Here is an 18,326-nt window from a genome sequence, read left to right as displayed (position 1 = left end):
GTGCGGAGCCTGTGAGACTAACAAATTCCCACCTGTACCTATAACGAATTCTATAGTGAGGTGTATTCGTATGTTCGGCAGATTTACAATTATAGATCCCATTGAAAGCATAATGGAACGATACTTGGCTTCAGACGTTAAAGGCTTTGATTATCGTCCAAATTATAATGTTGCCCCTATGCAGTTTATCCCGTCAATCATTGCAACCAGTAATGGTAATCGCTTAGGCTCACTCCGGTGGGGCTTGGTACCTTCATGGGCTAAAGATGACAAAATCGGATCTAAGATGATAAATGCACGAGCTGAGACGCTAACCGAGAAACCTGCATTTAGGCGGCTGGTCAGTCCCAAGCGATGTATCATTCCCTGTTCAGGTTTTTATTAGTGGAAGAAGGATGAATCCGGAAAGCAGCCAATGCGAATCTTAATGAGAGATGGCTCCATTTTCTCCCTTGCCGGTCTGTATGACACTTGGTTGGATCCGGACGGAAACAAGTTATCAACGTGTACCATTATCACCACCGAGCCCAACAGCCTAATGGCCGAAATCCACAATCGAATGCCGGCCATTATTAGGCCACAAGATGAATCCGAGTGGTTAAATAGAGAAACGGACACTAAGAGTGTTACAAGCCTTCTCAGACCCTTCTCAGCGTCAGAGATGCACGCATACAAAGTTGATTCTTCAGTTGGTAATGTGAGGAACAACAATTTAGATCTGATACAGGAAGTTTCCTAGGCAAATTTTTTATCAGATAATGAAGGAAAAATTACTTGAGTATTGAGCAGTAAAGTAGTACATCGATCTACTACGTACATCATTCTAAGAAGTTGACCGGGTATATGAGGAACCTTACTGAACAGACCTTGGAACTTTCAAGTGAACTGGCATTAGCATTAAACCAAGAAGGTTACTAAACGATCAATGACATCAATGATCTAACAATTTTCCTCCAAAAGACTTGCCCTAAGTCCCTAACCTTGGGCAGTTATGAGGAAGACGTCATAGAGCTGCTTATTGATTGCGATAATGGCCGGCTGGTTTACGAAAATAATTATTGGCGTGCAGAAACGAGCATTGTGCCGGGGTTCTTGAACGGGCGGTAGAAGAATATGAGGCAGGAGGTGGAGACGGATACAACGATCCGCTAGAAACGGAGGATTCATTGGATGTCTCTTGCGTGCGCCCAGGATGAAGAATATCGCAAGGAAAGTGATCCTTCAATTGCTTATGACCCTAACGAAGAAGATCCAGAAGCGCGCTGGGATAAAATTCTGCGTGACCGCTTGAAAGCGAGTGAGCGGACATAATAATGGTTGCTTACTACCAGAGTAGAGGGACAAAAATATTTTCCCATTGATGTCGCTAATTTAGCGGCTTTTTTTATTTTATCGGTACAAGTTTGAATCCCGAGCCAACAAGAAACTTGTGCCGATGATCTCGCAGTGTGGAGACTAAGTAAGGTCAGAAGGGCAGATCCCGCGCAAGTATCAACTTAATATTATTCCTTAAAATAGGATTTATATAATTAATAAAAAGACATTGAATATGTAAATAATATTGAAGATAAAATAATATTAGGGAGGCGGATAACATTCCTGCTACAGTAGAGAATTCAATAAAATTTTTACAACAATTCGGGTATTTAACCGAAATAAGTTCATCTCCTAACAATGAATTGGCACAATTTGATGAATCTACAGTAAGTGAAGCTTTAAAACGATTTCAAGAATTTAACAGCTTACCAGTAACGGGGCTACTTGATGAAATCACTGTTAATCAGATGAGTTTACCGAGGTGTGGCAATAAAGATATACAAAAATTAGATGGTGCTCTCTTGCCTATAACAAATTTAATTAGAAGGCCAGATGCTTCTCGCTTGCCTATAACAAATTTAACGTATAGGTTTTTAAATTTCACACCAGATCTGACTGAAGAAGAGATTAGGAGTGCAATAACTTCAGCTTGTGATCTTTGGAGTTCAGTAGCGCCGCTTTCCTTTACCGAGGTTCAGGAAGAAACAGCCAATCTATCTATAGCATTTGTTACCGGTGATCATGGGGATGGTAGTCCTTTTGATGATGGTGGTAATAGTTCTGGGAATACACTAGCACATGCAACACTGGGTTCTTTGCCTGGACAGATTCACTTTGATGATTTTGAGATCTGGTCAACGATTACACCTCCAACTGGAATTGATCTTGTTTCTGTTGCAGCACATGAAATTGGGCATGCTATTGGATTACCACACTCAAGTGAAATAGGTTCTCTGATGTACTCTTATTATTCCGTGCATCCTTTCCTGCATAAAGATGACATTAAAGCTGTGCAGTCTTTATATGGTAAGTACCCGCGGGATTTTGCCTGGGAAGATCTTTCTAGCGAACTCGTTTCTAATCCAACAGTGGCTTCCTGGGATTTAAATCGGTTAGATTGTTTCATCCAGAGTACTGAAAATCATATGCATCACAAGTGGTGGGACGGATCCAGCTGGGGCGGGTGGGAGGATCTAGGCGGAGATCTAGCCTCTCCTCCAGTAGTCGTCTCTTGGGGTCCAAATCGCTTAGATTGCTTTATTCGAAGTGCAGACAACCATCTACACCACAAGTGGTGGGACGGATCTAACTGGGGTGGGTGGGAGGATCTAGGCGGAGATCTGGCCTCTCCTCCAGTAGTCGTCTCTTGGGGTCCAAATCGTTTAGATTGCTTTATTCAAAGTACCGACAACTATCTACACCACAAGTGGTGGGACGGATCTAACTGGGGTGGATGGGAGGATCTAGGCGGAGATCTGGCCTCTCCTCCAGTAGTCGTCTCTTGGGGTCCAAATCGTTTAGATTGCTTTATTCAAAGTGCAGACAACCATCTACATCACAAGTGGTGGGACGGATCTAACTGGGGCGGATGGGAGGATCTTGGTGGAGATTTGGCCTCTCCTCCAACAGCGGTCTCTTGGGGTCCGAATCGTTTAGATTGCTTCATTCAAAGTATAGATAATCATATGCATCATCTGTGGTGGGATGGATCCAGCTGGGGTGGGTGGGAAGATCTTGGTGGAGATTTGGCCTCTCCTCCAGCAGCTATATCCTGGGGTCCAAATCGCTTAGATTGTTTCATTGTAAGAAAATCAGATAACAATATGCTTCACAAGTGGTATGATGGTTCAAATTGGGGTGGGTGGGAAGATCTTGGTGGCGACCTTGCAAATTCACCGGCCGTGGTATCATGGGGTGCGAATCGCTTAGATTGCTTTATTCGAGATTTAAATAATCGAATTTATCATAAATGGTGGGATGGGTCACATTGGAGCGACCAGTCCTAGTCAGTGAGTAAGGGAGTTCTGTCGAGGGACAAGAACATATTCCCATTGAAGTCGCTAATTTAGCGGCTTTTTTATTTATCGGTACAAGTTCTTGTCCCAAGCCAAGGACAAGAACTTGTACCGATTGCCGGAATGGACAAGAACCTAGTCCGATTGCCGATTTGATGTATGTCTAAACATTGAGCACATGCACTTAAGACCTCATTATGTATCATAATACATGAAAATGTTCACATTGGTATGTAATAACTGACTCAATAAGAGGTTAAACACGTGCTTCTAGGTATTAAAAAGGCGAAATATAGGACTGAAACTAACTGCTGAAGACAAGAACTTGTACCTATTACCGATTAGATGTATATCTAAACAATGAGCACATGCACTTAAAACCTAATTAAGTACCATGTTACATGAAAATGTTCACTGTGTAATCTAGTGATACGATGAAAAGGTACAACACGGTGGTTAGGTATTATAGGAACGAAGTATTGGTACTGGACTAGCTGTTGTGGACAAGAACATGTTCCCATTTCCGATTTGATGGGTATCTAAGTATAGGTGGTGGTGGGTCTCTTTTGAGTGATTAAAACCCTTAAGGCAAGCGCAGAAAAAAATTGTGAGCAAACACCCAGACCTCGCTCTAAGTAGAGACAAGACCCTGATTCTTTATCGTTTAGCTATTACGTTCCTGAATATATTGATCTTTTAGCCGGAGTTTTGTTTCATCGATTTATTCGGTAAAATAACACTGGGAACGAGACGGATATAGATCAGCTCTCCGAATAGTTCAACAATAGTTTCGTTACGATAATAACCGCAACTAGTGAGCTCCATTCATCAGGTAAGGAGAGGGCAAGAGGGAGCACGACTAAAGAAATTCGGGTTCCAGCACTAAACACTACAGCCCTTCCTGAACGCATGTCCAATGAGAAACCTTTTACAATCAAGCGAATAATAAATGGCATGTTGATCATAAACGCAAGATGTATAGGAATGACTTTTACGATTGTATCTGCATAAGATGACAGTTTACTCATTTTCGATGCTACGATGAAATAGTGTTAGAGCCATGAGGGGTACAGGCAGCCAAGGTCGGTAAAGGGTCATATATCGTGAAGAAGAATTTGGTGTTTGACACATTGAAGGCTCATCTCCGCCGCTATCAAGAGAGTGCTAAAAAGGAAAAGAATAAAGTGGGGTGGAGGTAAAAGATGTGGTAGGTAATTAATTTGCATTAAAAGGGTTTAATGCAAACTAATTACCTACTAACGAAGTCTACAGAATCATGGATTCACTGGCACATCTGAGAGGTGCATCATTTCTATAATAAATAAAAAAGTCCCTCTTTGATTCTTCATAAAAAGAAGAGAGGGCTATTGTTGAGGATATAATTATTTATGTTTCTTTAAAATATCGAAAATGATTTCTGCATTATCCGTATTGTCGACTAGGCCGGAGAATCGATGGCTTGCCGGACCGTAAGCATAAACTGGTACGTCTTCTCCCGTATGTCCACCTGTTGTCCAGCCAGTGAATGAACGATTATCGATAATAGCCTCAATGGCATTGTCGATCGTCGTCACATCAGCGTCTTTGGCAGCATCTTTTACAGATTGAATTTCTTCAGCTGTTAGCTCAAGCTTGAGATAGCTCTTAAGCGTTTCTTCAACTGAAGCACCTTCAGCAATTTGAGTTGCCATGAAGTCGGGAGTGCGTAATGCAGCTTTGATCGGATCCACAAAGAAGTTATACTCTCCGTCTTTCCCAAGCGTGAGTCCGCCAGTGGAGTGGTCAGCAGTAGCTACGACAAGGGTTTCTCCATCTTTTTTGGCGAAATCAATAGCTGCCTGGAATGCTCCCGCGAAATCCTCCATCTCGCTCATAGCACCTACGATATCATTATCATGTCCTGCCCAGTCGATCTGACTGCCTTCAACCATTAGGAAAAACCCATTTTCGTTTGTGCTCAGACGATCAATGGCCGTATTCGTCATCTCAGCCAGCGAAGGTGTTTCGCTAGTCCGATCAATCATCTTGTCCAAGCCTCCATCAGCGAAAAGTCCTAGAATCTGTTCATTTGTATCTGCGATCAGGGCGCTCCGATCAGTCACATAGCTAAAACCGGCTTCCTGGAACTCTTTCGTCAGGTCACGATCTTCACGTACAAAATTGCTTTTTCCTCCACCTAATAGGACATCAAGTTTGTGCTCTCCATTGATCATTTCATCATAGTAATCATCCGCAATAGCGTCCATATTCTTTCGGCTGATGTCATGGGCGCCGAATGCTGCTGGTGTGGCATGGGTAATCTCTGAGGTAGCAACAAGCCCGGTAGATTTTCCGTTTTCCTTTGCCTGCTCTAACACAGTTTTGACTTCTGTTTGGTCATTATCTACAGCGATAGCGGCATTATATGTCTTTACGCCAGCAGACATAGCAGTAGCTGCGGAAGCTGAATCCGTTACGTTCTGAGTGTCATCATCCGGATATGTCATTTGAGCTCCCACAAGGTATGGATCAAATGCTGTTCTCTCCATTACCTTTGTAGAAAGATCATCCTTTATGTAACGATAAGCGGAAGTATAAGCAGTACCCATACCATCACCAATGAGGAAGATGATATTCTTAATTTGTTTTTTTTCTACACTAACAGCTTGAACTGCATGTGCTTGTCCCGCAGAAAAGACTGTAGAAGCAGCAAAGGCTAGGCTCAGTGCTGCTGCTGGGATTACTTTTTTTAATAATTTCAAGATGAATCCTCCTTTATCTATAAGTATGAATGTATGAAGCTTTATTCATCTGTTGATAATATGAAGATTATCATTCGAGTGTAAATAAAATTCAAGCAATCTGTACACGCGAAGTAAAAGTAGCGAAAAATGACTTTAGATTAAAATGCAAGTTCTTGCCCTCTGATAGTAAAATTACCTGTCTAGGGTCTTAGGGCACAGCAGTGTTTATATTTGCACCTCAATCAATTGAGGGGGACAAGAGACCACGCAAGGTGGAAACAAAAAAACTCTCCCGATGGAGAGTTTTTTATGTGCTAACCTGTTCATCAATTTTGAGATAATATCCAACATACAACAGTGGTAGTTCCTTAATACATCTCCAATAGGGCCTTTAAAGCGTTTTCCCATTGAAGAAAATCATTTGAAACAGCCAGATGACAGGTACAACCCCTTACAAAGCCGGTATCAAGAAACATCAAATAGCTAAACTGGCCATATTGCATCCCTATTTGATCCCTTGTCCGTAACGGAAAAGGACATATTTCCGATTAGAGGGCATTCTAATCAAAACTAGCTCATAAATACGGCAAATGGACTAATAGATCTTCGAGTCACGCTCTATAAACCCACAATCACCATAGGAAATAAACTCAATTATTGGTTAGTAGTTAGAGTCAGATGTTTAACAATTCTTTGAGCATCATATTTCACCCAACCCAACAATGCAGAACCTCTAGAACTTTGCCATGGTAAACCTACATAATACAACCCAGTAATCGGAGTAACACCTTCATGATGTTGAATTTGACCATGCGAATTAAAAGCATTTTGAATATCAATCCAATGGTCATCTCTCTTGAATCCAGTAGCCCAAATGACATTATTTACCTCGATCTGGGTTCCATCCTCAAAAGTAATATAGTTACCACTCGCGTTCAGTGTTCGAGGAGCAACACTTACTTCTCCACTTTTAATTAGTTGTTTCAGATCATATCCATACACTTGCTCAGTTTGGTTTTTCAACCATCTACCAACTAGACTCTGAGTTTTAGCACGAAGAAACCCGAGTTTTTCAAAATACCAGAAAATGCTTCGATTCATAATATACAAAGGCTTATACGAAATCTCGCGTGCTACGGATATGTATATTGATTTGTTTTTATTTCCATCTTTTTCCATCTCCGCTGCTATTTGAGCACCAGAGTTTCCTCCACCTACAACCACCGTGTTCCCAGGGCCTAACTGTTCCGGGTTTAAGTATTCTGAAGAGTGTAACTGGATAATGTCTTTTGAAAAGGATTTGTAAAAGGATGGGATATTAGGGACTTGGAACGGACCCGTTGCAACGATAATTTTACGCGCCTCCATCATACCATCGGTTGATTCTACTATGAAGTGATTATCCTTCTTCCAAAGTCGTTTAATTAGACATTTCAGCTTGATCGGGAGCTCCATGTAATTTGCATAAGGTTCAAGATAACTGGCAATCTCATCTTTACTCGGTAAACCATTTTTATCCCCATTCAACAACATTCCTGGTAATCCATCATACATACGAGGCGTAAAGAGATGAAGTGATCCGTAGCGGCGTCGCCAAGAATCGCCTATTGATGATGCAGAGTCCAGAATCATAAAGTTTAGACCAGTTTGTTTTAAGTAATACCCTGCGGCTAATCCTGCTTGTCCAGCACCAATAACTAAAACATCGTACATAGTTGTCCTCCTTAAATTGAGTTAATATAAGCTATTCGTTCGCTATCAATCAAACTTCGGTTTGATTGAATTATTATAATATGGTAAGGTAACAATAATCAAACAAGAATTTGATTGAGTGGAGGGTATATTTATGAAGGATAGTTGTGAAATCTACTGTTATGACGAGCCTAAGGTTCGTAAAGTGCAAAAGGCATTGGAGCAGCAAGATATAAAAAGCATGTCCAAGATGTTTAAAGTCTTGGCAGATGAAACTCGAATGAAGATCGCGTTTGCTTTATGCGAAGAAGACGAACTTTGTGTATGTGACGTCGCCAATATTACGGGGGCTTCACTTGCTACCGCATCTCACCATTTGCGATCGCTAAAACAGCTTGGAGTAGCTAAATACAGGAAAGAAGGAAAGTTGGCGTTTTATTCACTGGAAGATGATTACGTACGTCAATTAGTTCATTTAGCTTCAACACATAGCGAGGAGTTGATGACACATGCAACAACATGAAGAAAAAAGTAACAAAGAGGTCTATCGTGTACAAGGGTTTACCTGTACAAACTGTGCCGGTAAATTTGAAAATAACGTAAAAAGTCTTCCTGGTGTCACAGATGCACAGGTTAATTTTGGGGCGGCCAAAATAACCGTTATGGGAAATGCAACTGTCGAAGAGTTAGAAAAGGCAGGTGCTTTTGAAAACCTAAAGATAACGCCTGAGAAACAACGGGTTATAGAAAAGAAAGAGCCTTTTTGGAAAGAGAATTGGAATGTGCTTTTGTCCCTTTTATTGATGGCGGCAGGTTATTACTTGGCCTCGTACTATGGAGAAGAAGCCTTGGTTCCTGCCCTGGCTTTTGGTGCTGCTATTATTATTGGCGGATATGAACTGTTTAAAAAGGGATCAAGAACTTATTTCAGCTGCAATTTGATATGAACACGCTGATGACTGTTGCCATCATTGGAGCAGCTGCTATCGGAGAGTGGGGCGAAGGTGCTGTTGTTGTGTTGCTCTTTGCCATTAGTGAAGCTTTAGAACGGTATTCAATGCAAAAGGCACGTCAGTCGATCCGTTCACTTATGGACATTGCACCTAAAGAAGCTCTGATTCGACGTGGTTCTGCTGAAATGACCATAAGTGTTGATGATATCCAAGTTGGAGACGTAATGATCGTCAAGCCAGGGCAAAAGCTAGCTATGGATGGAGTTGTAATAAAAGGAACATCGACGTTAAATCAGGCAGCAATCACAGGAGAGTCTGTTCCTGTCGCTAAAACTGTTGACGATGAAGTGTTTGCCGGAACACTAAATGAGGAAGGGTTGCTTGAAGTCAGAGTTACTAAGCATGTTGAAGATACAACAATCTCCAAAATCATTCATCTCGTGGAAGAAGCACAAGCTGAACGGGCACCATCTCAGGCTTTTGTGGACCGGTTTGCTAAATACTACACGCCTGCAATTATGGGGCTGGCTTTGGGTATTGCCATTATTCCGCCTTTGCTGGGTGGGGACTGGGGGGATTGGATTTATCGTGGGTTGTCCTTGCTTGTAGTAGGGTGTCCTTGTGCATTGGTCATTTCTACCCCAATTTCTATTGTTACTGCCATTGGAAATGCAGCGAAAAACGGTGTATTAATTAAAGGTGGTATTCATCTCGAAGAGGCTGGGCGCATTTCAGCAGTTGCATTTGATAAAACAGGTACCCTTACTAAAGGATTCCCGGAGGTAACGGACATCGCTGTATTTGGGGAACGTAGTGAAGGCGAAGTCCTCTCCATTGCTGCTGTAATTGAAAAAGGATCACAACATCCATTAGCATCAGCCATTGTCCGGAAAGCGGAACAAATGGGTGCCGATCTTTCCATTTCAGTTGATCACTTTCAATCAATCACAGGGAAGGGCGTCCAAGCTTCGGTCGGACAACAGCAATATTATATTGGTAGCCCTAAACTGTTTGATGAACTGGAAGCTGAGGTATCCATTTCAATACGTAAACAAATTACCATGCTTCAGACTCAAGGGAAAACGGTAATGGTGCTGGGGACGCAACATGAAGTCATTGCCTTAATTGCAGTTGCCGATGCTGTACGCGATTCGAGTAAAGCTGTGATAAATGAATTGCATTCTATCGGCGTAAAAAAGACGATTATGCTCACTGGTGACAACCAAGCAACAGCTAACGCAATTGGCCAGCAGTTAGGTGTAGCAGAAATTAAAGCAGAATTGTTACCTCAAGACAAATTGGATTACATCAAGAAGCTACGGGGAGATTATTCCCATGTAGCGATGGTGGGTGACGGAGTAAATGATGCACCTGCACTTGCGGCTTCCACTGTTGGTATAGCCATGGGTGGCGCAGGTACTGATACTGCTCTTGAGACAGCCGACATCGCATTGATGGCAGATGACCTACGGAAATTACCATACACCATCCGCCTAAGTAAAAAAACACTGATGATCATCAAACAAAACGTGGGCTTTTCTTTAGGGATAAAGTTGTTAGCGTTAATACTAATCGTTCCCGGATGGCTTACTCTATGGCTTGCGATTCTGGCAGATATGGGAGCAACTTTGATTGTGACCCTTAACAGTTTAAGACTTTTAAGGATACAAAAAGGAAAGTAATATGATCTGACCGCTAAAAGGCGGTCTTTTCTGTACTACTATCCTTCTTACTTACAATTGAACTAACCTACTCGTTAGCTTAATGAAAAGACAGTCGACTAATTAGTCGGCTGTCTACTTGAATTATAATACTGCGTTCTATTGGGTCTCACAACAAACTTATGCTTCTAAGTTGCATTAAAAAAAGAAAGCATGCCCCCCTTTAAAACGGACATTACAAGCCAAACTATGGGATAATAGCGTTTTTACTGTGCGGAAACCAGTCGAAACTCGATTATACAACTGTAATAGTCCCATAATACATATACATACCACAATTGAAATGATATGTTCCAGGTTTCAAATTATCTAAAGTAATGAAGTTATCTCCCTTTTCAAGGTAAACATCAATGCCTAAATCTGTAGATCCAACACTTTTTATACACGTATAGCCTGATTGTTTTATGAAATTTAACTTTGTCGGAACACCGGCTTTGACTACAATATTTTCTTGACTAAAGCCATTGGTTTTTACATCTACTGAAATAACTTGATAGCCTGCATTTTCTTGAACAGAATTCTGTTCCTTATTTTGAGAAGAAACTACAGAGGTTCGATTATCTTGATACTGATTAAATAGCAGCAAACCCACCGATACAGTTCCAAAGGCAACAGTTATTATTCCTGCGATAAAGGGCACGGTAATCCCACTGCTTGTTTTTTTATTGGTTTCATTTGAATCTGAACTTGTTATTTGAAGAACCACACATATTATAAGGATAAATAGGATATCAACAAACAATGCCATGATATAGGTAAAACCAAGCATAGATCCGAGCATGGCTCCCATCATTCCACCCATAATTCCAGCTAACATTCCATCTAACGATGCCAGTACACTCACAGGTTTTCCTGTAAAGTAACCGGTCCCCAAACCGAATAAAATAGCGATGATGGAAGGGACAGCCAAATCATGATCAAACACAATGCCTAGTTGAAAACCAAGGGCAAGACTAGACATCATTCCAATGCTCATGGCGATCATCATTCCATGCATACCTGGGACTCTATCTTTTCGTCTATAGGTATTCAACACGACGTATCCGGATAAAACGGTAATCATTACTATGCTTAATAATGTAAGTAACATTATCATGAGCCTCCCGATATATAAAATTTTAAATAAATGTGTACTACACATTGTAGTGCATTTATAAAAACAATGCAGTTTAAATTCGAAACATTCTCTAATTGTTCATAAAATTTTAAGTAAATAGCTCAAAGAAGGAAAACTATTCGGGTATGGGATTTATCCATAAAGGCTCCTAGAGAATAATAGCCCTTAGGATAAGCCTAGGGACTTTGATTTAGCCGATTTTAATAAGATTTTCTCCATAATCATAACGTCAACAAACTGTCCATCTACTTTCCCATGCTTCTCCAACAGGGCACCCTGAACCATCTTTATTCTTAAATACTTAATTCTCTCCAGTTAGATAAATCAATTTCAAACCATATATTAACATCCAACAAGATATTTATACTTGCTTAAAGGCAATCTCCAGCAGGAAGTTCCTGACTTTTGATATAAAAAGTAGAGTGAACGGGTGTACAGTAGGGACTAATTGAAAAATTAAAAAGATCAAATTTTGTGCATCCAAAATTACTTGAGTTAACATCCGGTAAATTCATTAACTTATTGCACGTTTAAAGTCGACTGATGTTATCGAAACATCCTATTCATACCTATAATGAACACGATAGAATAAGATCATCTTTTTTTAAATTAACGTAGCGACCGGTTGAGAGTGTTTAGTGAATAATTTCTGCATTGACGTATATATTAGTAAACGCTAATATGATTGTCATATTAATAGGAACTAATTTATTTTTCAAACTTTTACCGTACAATGATGTGAAGTAAAGAAACGGAGTTGATTGGCCATGTCTGAACGAAATCATCCGGATTCCTGTTGTTCTGAAACGGGAGGATGCAACTCATCAGCAAAACAACCGGAGTCACAACAAATTCAGCAGGAAAGTTGTTGTTCAAGCCATTCCTGCACCGATTCTATTCAACCCAGCATCAAACCAGGTGCCACGTTTAAACAGCAGATTCAGTTCACGGTAACTTCCAAACCAACGAAAAATAGTGACTGCTGTGCGGATGAACAAGACTGTTGCAGCAGCGCGGGGCAAGAAAAAGGCAAAGAAGACTCTTGTTGTTCCAGCTCAGCTGCTTCCGTTCCAAGGGTCTCTGAGTTCGATTTGAAATTAGATACAGGGCAGATGCTTCAATATCGGGTTCAGGGCATGGATTGTTCTTCTTGTGCTGAAACGATTCAAAAGAGCATCTCCCGCATGGAAGGTACAGAAGAGGTTCAAGTGAATTTCAGCACGGCCAAGATGAGTGTTACCGTCTCTGATCCATCCATCGGAAATCGAATTGAATCGCAGGTCAAAAAACTGGGGTATTCCATTGAATCCATTGCTCCGAAGCAAACCGGACAGACTTATATCATTGAAGGCATGGATTGCGGGGCTTGTGCCGTCACCTTGGAAAAACATATGCTCAAGTTTCCTGAAGTCCGTGAAGTTAACGTAAACTTCTCGACAGGGAAGATGCGGATCGATCATGATTTAACGAATGATAAAGTGAAGGAAGAGGTATCCAAAGCGGGGTTCACGGCATTGTTGCCTACCAATAGTCGGTCTCCATTTGATATGGTGGAGGAGAAATCGAAGAAGCCAACACCAGCAACCTTGTACTCCGGCATATTTTTGGTTATGGGATTTGTGGGCTCGTACGGCAATGTATCGGAAATGCTCATCACATTGCTCTATGCCCTGGCTATCGTTATAGGTGGATACAAACCTGCCCGAAGTGCCTATTATGCAGTACGAAGCGCTTCACTCGACATGAACGTATTGATGACCGTTGCGGCTATGGGCGCCGCACTGATTGGCGAATGGTTCGAAGGCGCCACAGTCGTTTTCCTGTTCTCGTTAGGGAATACCCTGCAGAATAGAGCGATCGAAAAAACAAGAAAATCCATTCGTGGTCTAATGAACTTGGCTCCTCCGGAAGCATGGGTCAAACAAGGGCAACAATTGGTGCGCACACCCGTAGAAGACATTCATATCGGGGATGTCATCGTCATCAAGCCTGGTGAAAAAATACCGCTGGACGGTGAAGTTACAAGGGGTCACTCTGTGGTCAATCAGGCTCCAATTACCGGTGAATCCGTCCCTGTGGAGAAGGAACCTAGAAGTATTGTTTATGCAGGCTCGGTAAACGAAAGTGGTTCTCTTGAGGTAAGCGTCACAAAGCTGGTGGAAGATACCACGATTGCGAGAATCATTCATCTGGTGGAGGAAGCACAAGAGAAAAAAGCCCCTTCGCAAGCCTTCGTAGACCGTTTTGCACGAATTTATACCCCGATTACATTTGCTATCGCTCTTTTAATCATGGTAATCCCTCCTATGTTTGGATGGGGCACTTGGGGCGATTGGTTCTACCGGGGGCTTGAGTTGCTTGTCGTGGCCTGTCCTTGTGCATTGGTCATCTCCACACCGGTCGCCATCGTGTCTGCCATCGGGAACGCAGCCAAAAACGGCGTGCTGATCAAAGGCGGAACGTTCCTAGAGGTTGCCGGTTCGATCAAGGCGCTTGCCTTTGATAAAACAGGAACACTGACTGTGGGTAAACCCCAGGTATCTGCGTTATTTACGCAAAAGGTCTCCGAAGAAGAATTACTTCGCATTGCGTTAACGATTGAAGAGCATTCGCAACATCCAATCGCATCAGCCATCGTGGAGTACGCGAAGCAGCGGGAACTATCCCGCTCCAAGGTGAACAATACGGAGCTCTCGTGGGTAAAGGTGCGTATGCAACCATTCAAGGCACCGAATATTTCGCTGGTAATCCAAAGCTATTTCAAGAAATGGGCGTACCGATGGTGCACCTGGAAGAGCAGGCTTCCCGACTCCAACAGGAAGGAAACACCTTGATCCTTGTCGGTACGCAATCCAATCTGCTCGGCATGATAGCCGTGTCTGATGCAATTCGGGAGACTACAATAACCACGATGCAGGCGCTGAAACAATCGGGCATCGAGCAAGTCGTGATGCTTACCGGAGACAATGAGGGCACGGCACGCAAAATCGCAAGGGAAGCTGGACTTGATCGTTATTTCGCCGAATTGCTTCCGGAAGAGAAGGTTTCCGCAGTGGAGCAGCTTCAAAAAGAAGGCAAGCTCGTGGCCATGGTAGGAGATGGGATCAATGATGCTCCTGCGCTGGCTACAGCCAACTTGGGCATTGCAATGGGAGGAGCCGCACGGATACGGCCATGGAAACAGCAGACATCGTCCTGATGGCCGATAATCTGGAAAAACTTCCTCATACGATGAAACTGAGCCGCAAAGCGCTTCGAATTATTAAGCAAAACATCTGGTTTTCGCTGTTAGTAAAAGTCGTTGCTCTTTCTTTCATTTTCCATGGCTGGTTAACCTTATGGGCAGCCGTGATGAGTGACACAGGAGCGGCATTGCTGGTGATTTTGAACAGCATGAGATTGTTGCGAATGAGAAGCTAAGATCTGAACGTTATTTAGAGACGAGGTTAATTTCTGAAACAAACAGCATTCGCGAAAATTGATCATTGCTACGTTACTGAGTGCGTTATTGCGGGGAGTAGGATAAATCATATATGACTACTCCCAGAACAACCCTGTACTTTCGGAATTCCACGAGTAGTTGTTTGAAGCTCATAAGCCTTAAACCTTGAAGTACAACGGTTGAATTGAATCTTCTATGGCAACATGCTAAATTTAAATTAGTATCAATAGTGTAAGGTTTGGGGGATAAAAATTGAATACAACCGGCTGTGAGGTAAAAGCCAAGTTTCTGAGAGGATTCAGCGACAAAACGAGGTTGCTAATTCTAGATTCCATACATCAGAAAGAAAAAACGGTTTCGCAAATTGTAGAAGAGCTTGGGGGCAACCAATCCAACATTTCGCAGCATCTCGCCTGTTTAAAAGGATGTGGAATTATCATAAGCAGACAGGAAGGAAAGTACATCTATTATTCCTTAAGAAATGAACAGATCAGGAACCTATTGCAAGTCATGGATGATGTGTATGCACAAGTGGAGAATGAAGTAGCCTCATGCGATAGAAATGAAGCGTTGAACCTATAAATTTAACTGTCATGTACTTTTGACAGAAAATAACCTAAGAAGCTGATTCCTTCAGGAATCGGCTTCTTGTCGCTGGTAGCAGGATTATTTACCGAGGTGCAATTTTTACTGAATTGTACTCTAATAATTCGAAGGTTTTCTTAGAAGACCAATTATGACAAACAATACATATACGATACGATGCTTAAAGTAATTTCTCCATTGCCATCACATCTACAAAATTCCCCTCTAGAAAGCCATGATTCTGAAATACACCTACCTCTCGGTATCCGGCTCTATGATACAAGCTCTGCCCAAGCGTATTAAATGGAAAGGTGAAAAGAACAAACTTATAAAAGTTATGCTGCATACCGATTTTCTCTAATTTCCCAAGCAACTGTTTGCCTATCCCTTTGCCGCGGTGATCACGATGAATATAAATCGAAAGGTCACCGACACCGTCATAAGCGCTTCTAGGATTGTAGACATTAATGGATGCCCATCCGATAACACATTGGTTCACTTCAGCGACGAGTACGGTGTAGCGTCCCTGGTGTTTTTTAAACCATTCATACATATACACCTCGTCTTTTAACTCGGTTTCTAGCGTGGCAATGCGGTCTTCGATACCTTGGTTGTAGATAGTCAAAATGCTACCCAGATCCCCTTCGGTAGCTTGTCGTATTATTACCATGATGATCACTCCTACGTTTGTTTTTTACATGTTTATCTATCATACTGTAATTCGAAATGGGAAGGGCAAAGAATAAAACAAAAAAACATTTGCGTTTTGCAAATAATAAGGGTATAACTATAACAAGAGGTGAGGGAATTGGAAAACAACTTAAGAGAGATGTTTCAGATCATGACACGGCGTTTTGGATTATTGGATAAAAACTGCTGCACCGCAGGAGGGTTGGATATTTCACTCGTTCAAAGTCATATCATTTATGAAATTGATCGTAAACATAATCCCTCCATTCAGCAGGTGGCAGATGCACTTTCCATTGATATCACAACGTTTAGCCGTCAGGTTCAAAGTCTCGTGAAGTTGGGATTGGTTCAAAAAACGCCATTACCAGAAGATCGGCGGATTTACATATTATCCTTGACTACACAAGGTAAATTTGTCGCTACTGTCATTGATGAGCAGATGAATGATTATTTAAAAGAAGTTTTTTCGCATATGTCTGAGTTTGAACGTGATATGGTGATTAATGCGGTCAAACTGCTAAACGAGAGTATGGCGAAATCCAGCGTATGCTGTACACCACTGGGATAATAATTTGTTATCCCATTTACTTCATATAATACTTGTAAAATGCAAGTAATATTGAGGAGGAAAATATAATGTTTAAAAGTATCCCTGTTAACCAAGTGAACTGTTGCGAATCACCCGTAAAAGAAACAAACCAATTACCTGTTGCGATTATTGGAGCTGGACCGGTTGGTCTTGCGGCAGCAGCACAACTCATTTCAAAAGGTGAGCCATTTATGTTGTTTGAATCCGGAGATGAAGTGGGAGCAAACATTAGAAAATGGGAACATGTACGTCTGTTCTCACCTTGGGAATATAACATCGATAAAGCTGCTAAAGAATTGCTGCTTCCCACGAATTGGGTCGCTCCTCAAAACGAAACCATCCCAACGGGTAAGGAGATTGTTGAGCATTATCTAAAACCCTTGGCTGCACTACCTGAAGTAAGTCCATACATGCATTTGAATACGAAAGTTACTGCGATCAGTCGTAAAGGGTTAAGCAAAGTGAAAACAAGTGGACGCGAGAAACTTCCGTTTGTTATCCATGTTGAACAAAACGGACCCCCGTTTATTTATGAGGCGCGGGCAGTTATCGATGCTTCTGGAACATGGTCCAATCCAAACCCGCTTCGTTCAGACGGTATTTTTTCAGAAGAAGAAAAAGCGCTTGAAAGCCACATCTCATACGGTATTCCTGCTGTATTAGGGAAAGAGAAAAATTGTTATAAAGGCAAGAAAGTTCTTGTTGTAGGAAGCGGACATTCTGCGATCAACACTTTGCTTGAACTTGCAGAGCTTCAAAAAGAGGAATCGGGAACTGAAATTGTTTGGGCAATTCGTAAGGCAAATATTGAAGATGTGTATGGCGGTCGAGAATTAGATGGGCTACAGGCAAGAGGAGAACTGGGTACCCGAATTCAAAAGGTGGTTGAATCCGGTACAGTAAAAGTCATGACGGCATTCCATATTGAAGAACTTAAACAACAAGGTGGAAAAATACAGGTTTCCGGAGCCATTCGAAATGTAAAAGTGGTTATTGATCATATTGATGAAATCGTAGGTAATACAGGTTCTCGTCCTGACTTATCGATTGTCCGCGAAGTGCGGGTATTAATGGACCCCAGTTTAGACTGCGTTTATGAGCTCGCGCCATTAATTGATCCCAATATACACAGCTGCGGTACAGTTAGACCTCATGGCGAAAAGGAACTACGTCAACCTGAAAAGGACTTTTATATCGTTGGTGCTAAAAGTTATGGAAGAGCACCAACCTTCTTAATGGCGACGGGATACGAGCAAGTCAGATCCATTGTAGCGGCTTTAGTGGGAGATATGGAGTCAGCACAAAAAGTAGAGCTGGAACTGCCGGAGACAGGTGTTTGCAGTCTGGGTGCTAGTGGTGCAGATAGCTGCTGTGAACCCGTACAAGTGGAGGAAGCCTCTACGAATTGCTGCTCTCCTTCAAAATCGGAAAGGTAGGATCAAATTCTTGCTACGGATAAACAAGAATTCAAAGCTACTACAT

10 protein-coding genes and 3 pseudogenes are annotated in these 18,326 nt (G+C 41.9%); 9 read left to right on the top strand and 4 right to left on the bottom strand.

The genetic code is table 11. The features are described from left to right. Positions 1 to 70: 70 nt before the first annotated feature. From ACTWJ7_RS35780 to ACTWJ7_RS35770, 3 genes and pseudogenes are all read left to right on the top strand, one after another. Positions 71 to 739 (top strand): annotated as a pseudogene (locus ACTWJ7_RS35780) (SOS response-associated peptidase). A 431-nt stretch (positions 740 to 1,170) separates the two neighbouring features. Then, positions 1,171 to 1,311 (top strand): hypothetical protein, encoded by a 141-nt coding sequence (locus tag ACTWJ7_RS35775; RefSeq protein ID WP_443146630.1) that lies wholly within the window; start codon positions 1,171 to 1,173, stop codon positions 1,309 to 1,311. A gap of 266 nt (positions 1,312 to 1,577) precedes the next feature. After that, a complete protein-coding gene (locus ACTWJ7_RS35770; protein ID WP_443146767.1) occupies positions 1,578 to 3,323 on the top strand; it encodes a matrixin family metalloprotease in 1,746 nt (581 codons plus the stop codon). Positions 3,324 to 4,714: 1,391 nt separating this feature from the next. On the opposite strand, the gene ACTWJ7_RS35765 is transcribed toward ACTWJ7_RS35770, so the two are convergent. Both ACTWJ7_RS35765 and ACTWJ7_RS35760 read right to left on the bottom strand, forming a co-directional pair. After that, positions 4,715 to 6,073: an alkaline phosphatase gene (locus ACTWJ7_RS35765; protein ID WP_443146629.1), complete on the bottom strand. Its 1,359-nt coding sequence runs from the start codon at positions 6,071 to 6,073 to the stop codon at positions 4,715 to 4,717. A gap of 636 nt (positions 6,074 to 6,709) precedes the next feature. Then, positions 6,710 to 7,768: a flavin-containing monooxygenase gene (locus ACTWJ7_RS35760; protein ID WP_443146628.1), complete on the bottom strand. Its 1,059-nt coding sequence runs from the start codon at positions 7,766 to 7,768 to the stop codon at positions 6,710 to 6,712. Positions 7,769 to 7,901: 133 nt separating this feature from the next. Here ACTWJ7_RS35760 and ACTWJ7_RS35755 point away from each other — a divergent pair, with 133 nt between their 5' ends. Next, positions 7,902 to 8,270 carry an ArsR/SmtB family transcription factor gene (locus tag ACTWJ7_RS35755; protein ID WP_443146627.1) on the top strand — a complete coding sequence of 123 codons (369 nt, stop codon included), beginning with the start codon at positions 7,902 to 7,904 and terminating at the stop codon, positions 8,268 to 8,270. Continuing rightward, positions 8,257 to 10,382, top strand: a pseudogene (locus ACTWJ7_RS35750) (heavy metal translocating P-type ATPase). Before ACTWJ7_RS35755 ends, ACTWJ7_RS35750 begins: the two are co-directional and overlap by 14 nt. Positions 10,383 to 10,656: 274 nt before the next feature. Here the strand turns inward: ACTWJ7_RS35750 and ACTWJ7_RS35745 are convergent. Continuing rightward, positions 10,657 to 11,511 (bottom strand): cupredoxin domain-containing protein, encoded by an 855-nt coding sequence (locus ACTWJ7_RS35745; protein WP_443146626.1) that lies wholly within the window; start codon positions 11,509 to 11,511, stop codon positions 10,657 to 10,659. A 794-nt stretch (positions 11,512 to 12,305) separates the two neighbouring features. Here ACTWJ7_RS35745 and ACTWJ7_RS35740 point away from each other — a divergent pair. Together ACTWJ7_RS35740 and ACTWJ7_RS35735 are read left to right on the top strand one after the other, a co-directional pair. Then, positions 12,306 to 14,958 (top strand): annotated as a pseudogene (locus ACTWJ7_RS35740) (heavy metal translocating P-type ATPase). Between the two features lie 274 nt (positions 14,959 to 15,232). After that, a complete protein-coding gene (locus tag ACTWJ7_RS35735) occupies positions 15,233 to 15,562 on the top strand; it encodes an ArsR/SmtB family transcription factor (protein ID WP_443146625.1) in 330 nt (109 codons plus the stop codon). Positions 15,563 to 15,746: 184 nt separating this feature from the next. Here the strand turns inward: ACTWJ7_RS35735 and ACTWJ7_RS35730 are convergent, their stop codons facing one another. Beyond that, entirely contained in the window at positions 15,747 to 16,235 is a 489-nt protein-coding gene (locus tag ACTWJ7_RS35730; RefSeq protein WP_443146624.1) for an arsinothricin resistance N-acetyltransferase ArsN1 family A, read from the bottom strand. A 159-nt stretch (positions 16,236 to 16,394) separates the two neighbouring features. On the opposite strand from ACTWJ7_RS35730, the gene ACTWJ7_RS35725 reads away from it, so the two are divergent. Together ACTWJ7_RS35725 and ACTWJ7_RS35720 are read left to right on the top strand one after the other, a co-directional pair. Beyond that, positions 16,395 to 16,823 carry a MarR family winged helix-turn-helix transcriptional regulator gene (locus ACTWJ7_RS35725; protein WP_029881702.1) on the top strand — a complete coding sequence of 143 codons (429 nt, stop codon included), beginning with the start codon at positions 16,395 to 16,397 and terminating at the stop codon, positions 16,821 to 16,823. Between the two features lie 68 nt (positions 16,824 to 16,891). Continuing rightward, on the top strand, positions 16,892 to 18,280 hold the full coding sequence (locus ACTWJ7_RS35720; protein ID WP_443146623.1) for an NAD(P)-binding domain-containing protein: 1,389 nt from the start codon (positions 16,892 to 16,894) through the stop codon (positions 18,278 to 18,280). The last annotated feature ends 46 nt before the right edge of the window (positions 18,281 to 18,326 follow it).

Source organism: Paenibacillus sp. 1A_MP2 (genome assembly GCF_052244825.1).
Lineage (GTDB): Bacteria > Bacillota > Bacilli > Paenibacillales > Paenibacillaceae > Paenibacillus > Paenibacillus vandeheii.
This window is presented reverse-complemented; position numbering and strand designations above follow the sequence as displayed.

Excerpts from the sequence above, each read along its gene's own strand:
- ACTWJ7_RS35760 (WP_443146628.1), bottom strand. The coding sequence starts at position 7,768 with ATGTACGATGTTTTAGTTATTGGTGCTGGACAAGCAGGATTAGCCGCA.
- ACTWJ7_RS35775 (WP_443146630.1), top strand. The coding sequence starts at position 1,171 with ATGTCTCTTGCGTGCGCCCAGGATGAAGAATATCGCAAGGAAAGTGAT.
- ACTWJ7_RS35730 (WP_443146624.1), bottom strand. The coding sequence starts at position 16,235 with ATGGTAATAATACGACAAGCTACCGAAGGGGATCTGGGTAGCATTTTG.
- ACTWJ7_RS35755 (WP_443146627.1), top strand. The coding sequence starts at position 7,902 with ATGAAGGATAGTTGTGAAATCTACTGTTATGACGAGCCTAAGGTTCGT.
- ACTWJ7_RS35720 (WP_443146623.1), top strand. The coding sequence starts at position 16,892 with ATGTTTAAAAGTATCCCTGTTAACCAAGTGAACTGTTGCGAATCACCC.
- ACTWJ7_RS35725 (WP_029881702.1), top strand. The coding sequence starts at position 16,395 with ATGTTTCAGATCATGACACGGCGTTTTGGATTATTGGATAAAAACTGC.
- ACTWJ7_RS35745 (WP_443146626.1), bottom strand. The coding sequence starts at position 11,511 with ATGTTACTTACATTATTAAGCATAGTAATGATTACCGTTTTATCCGGA.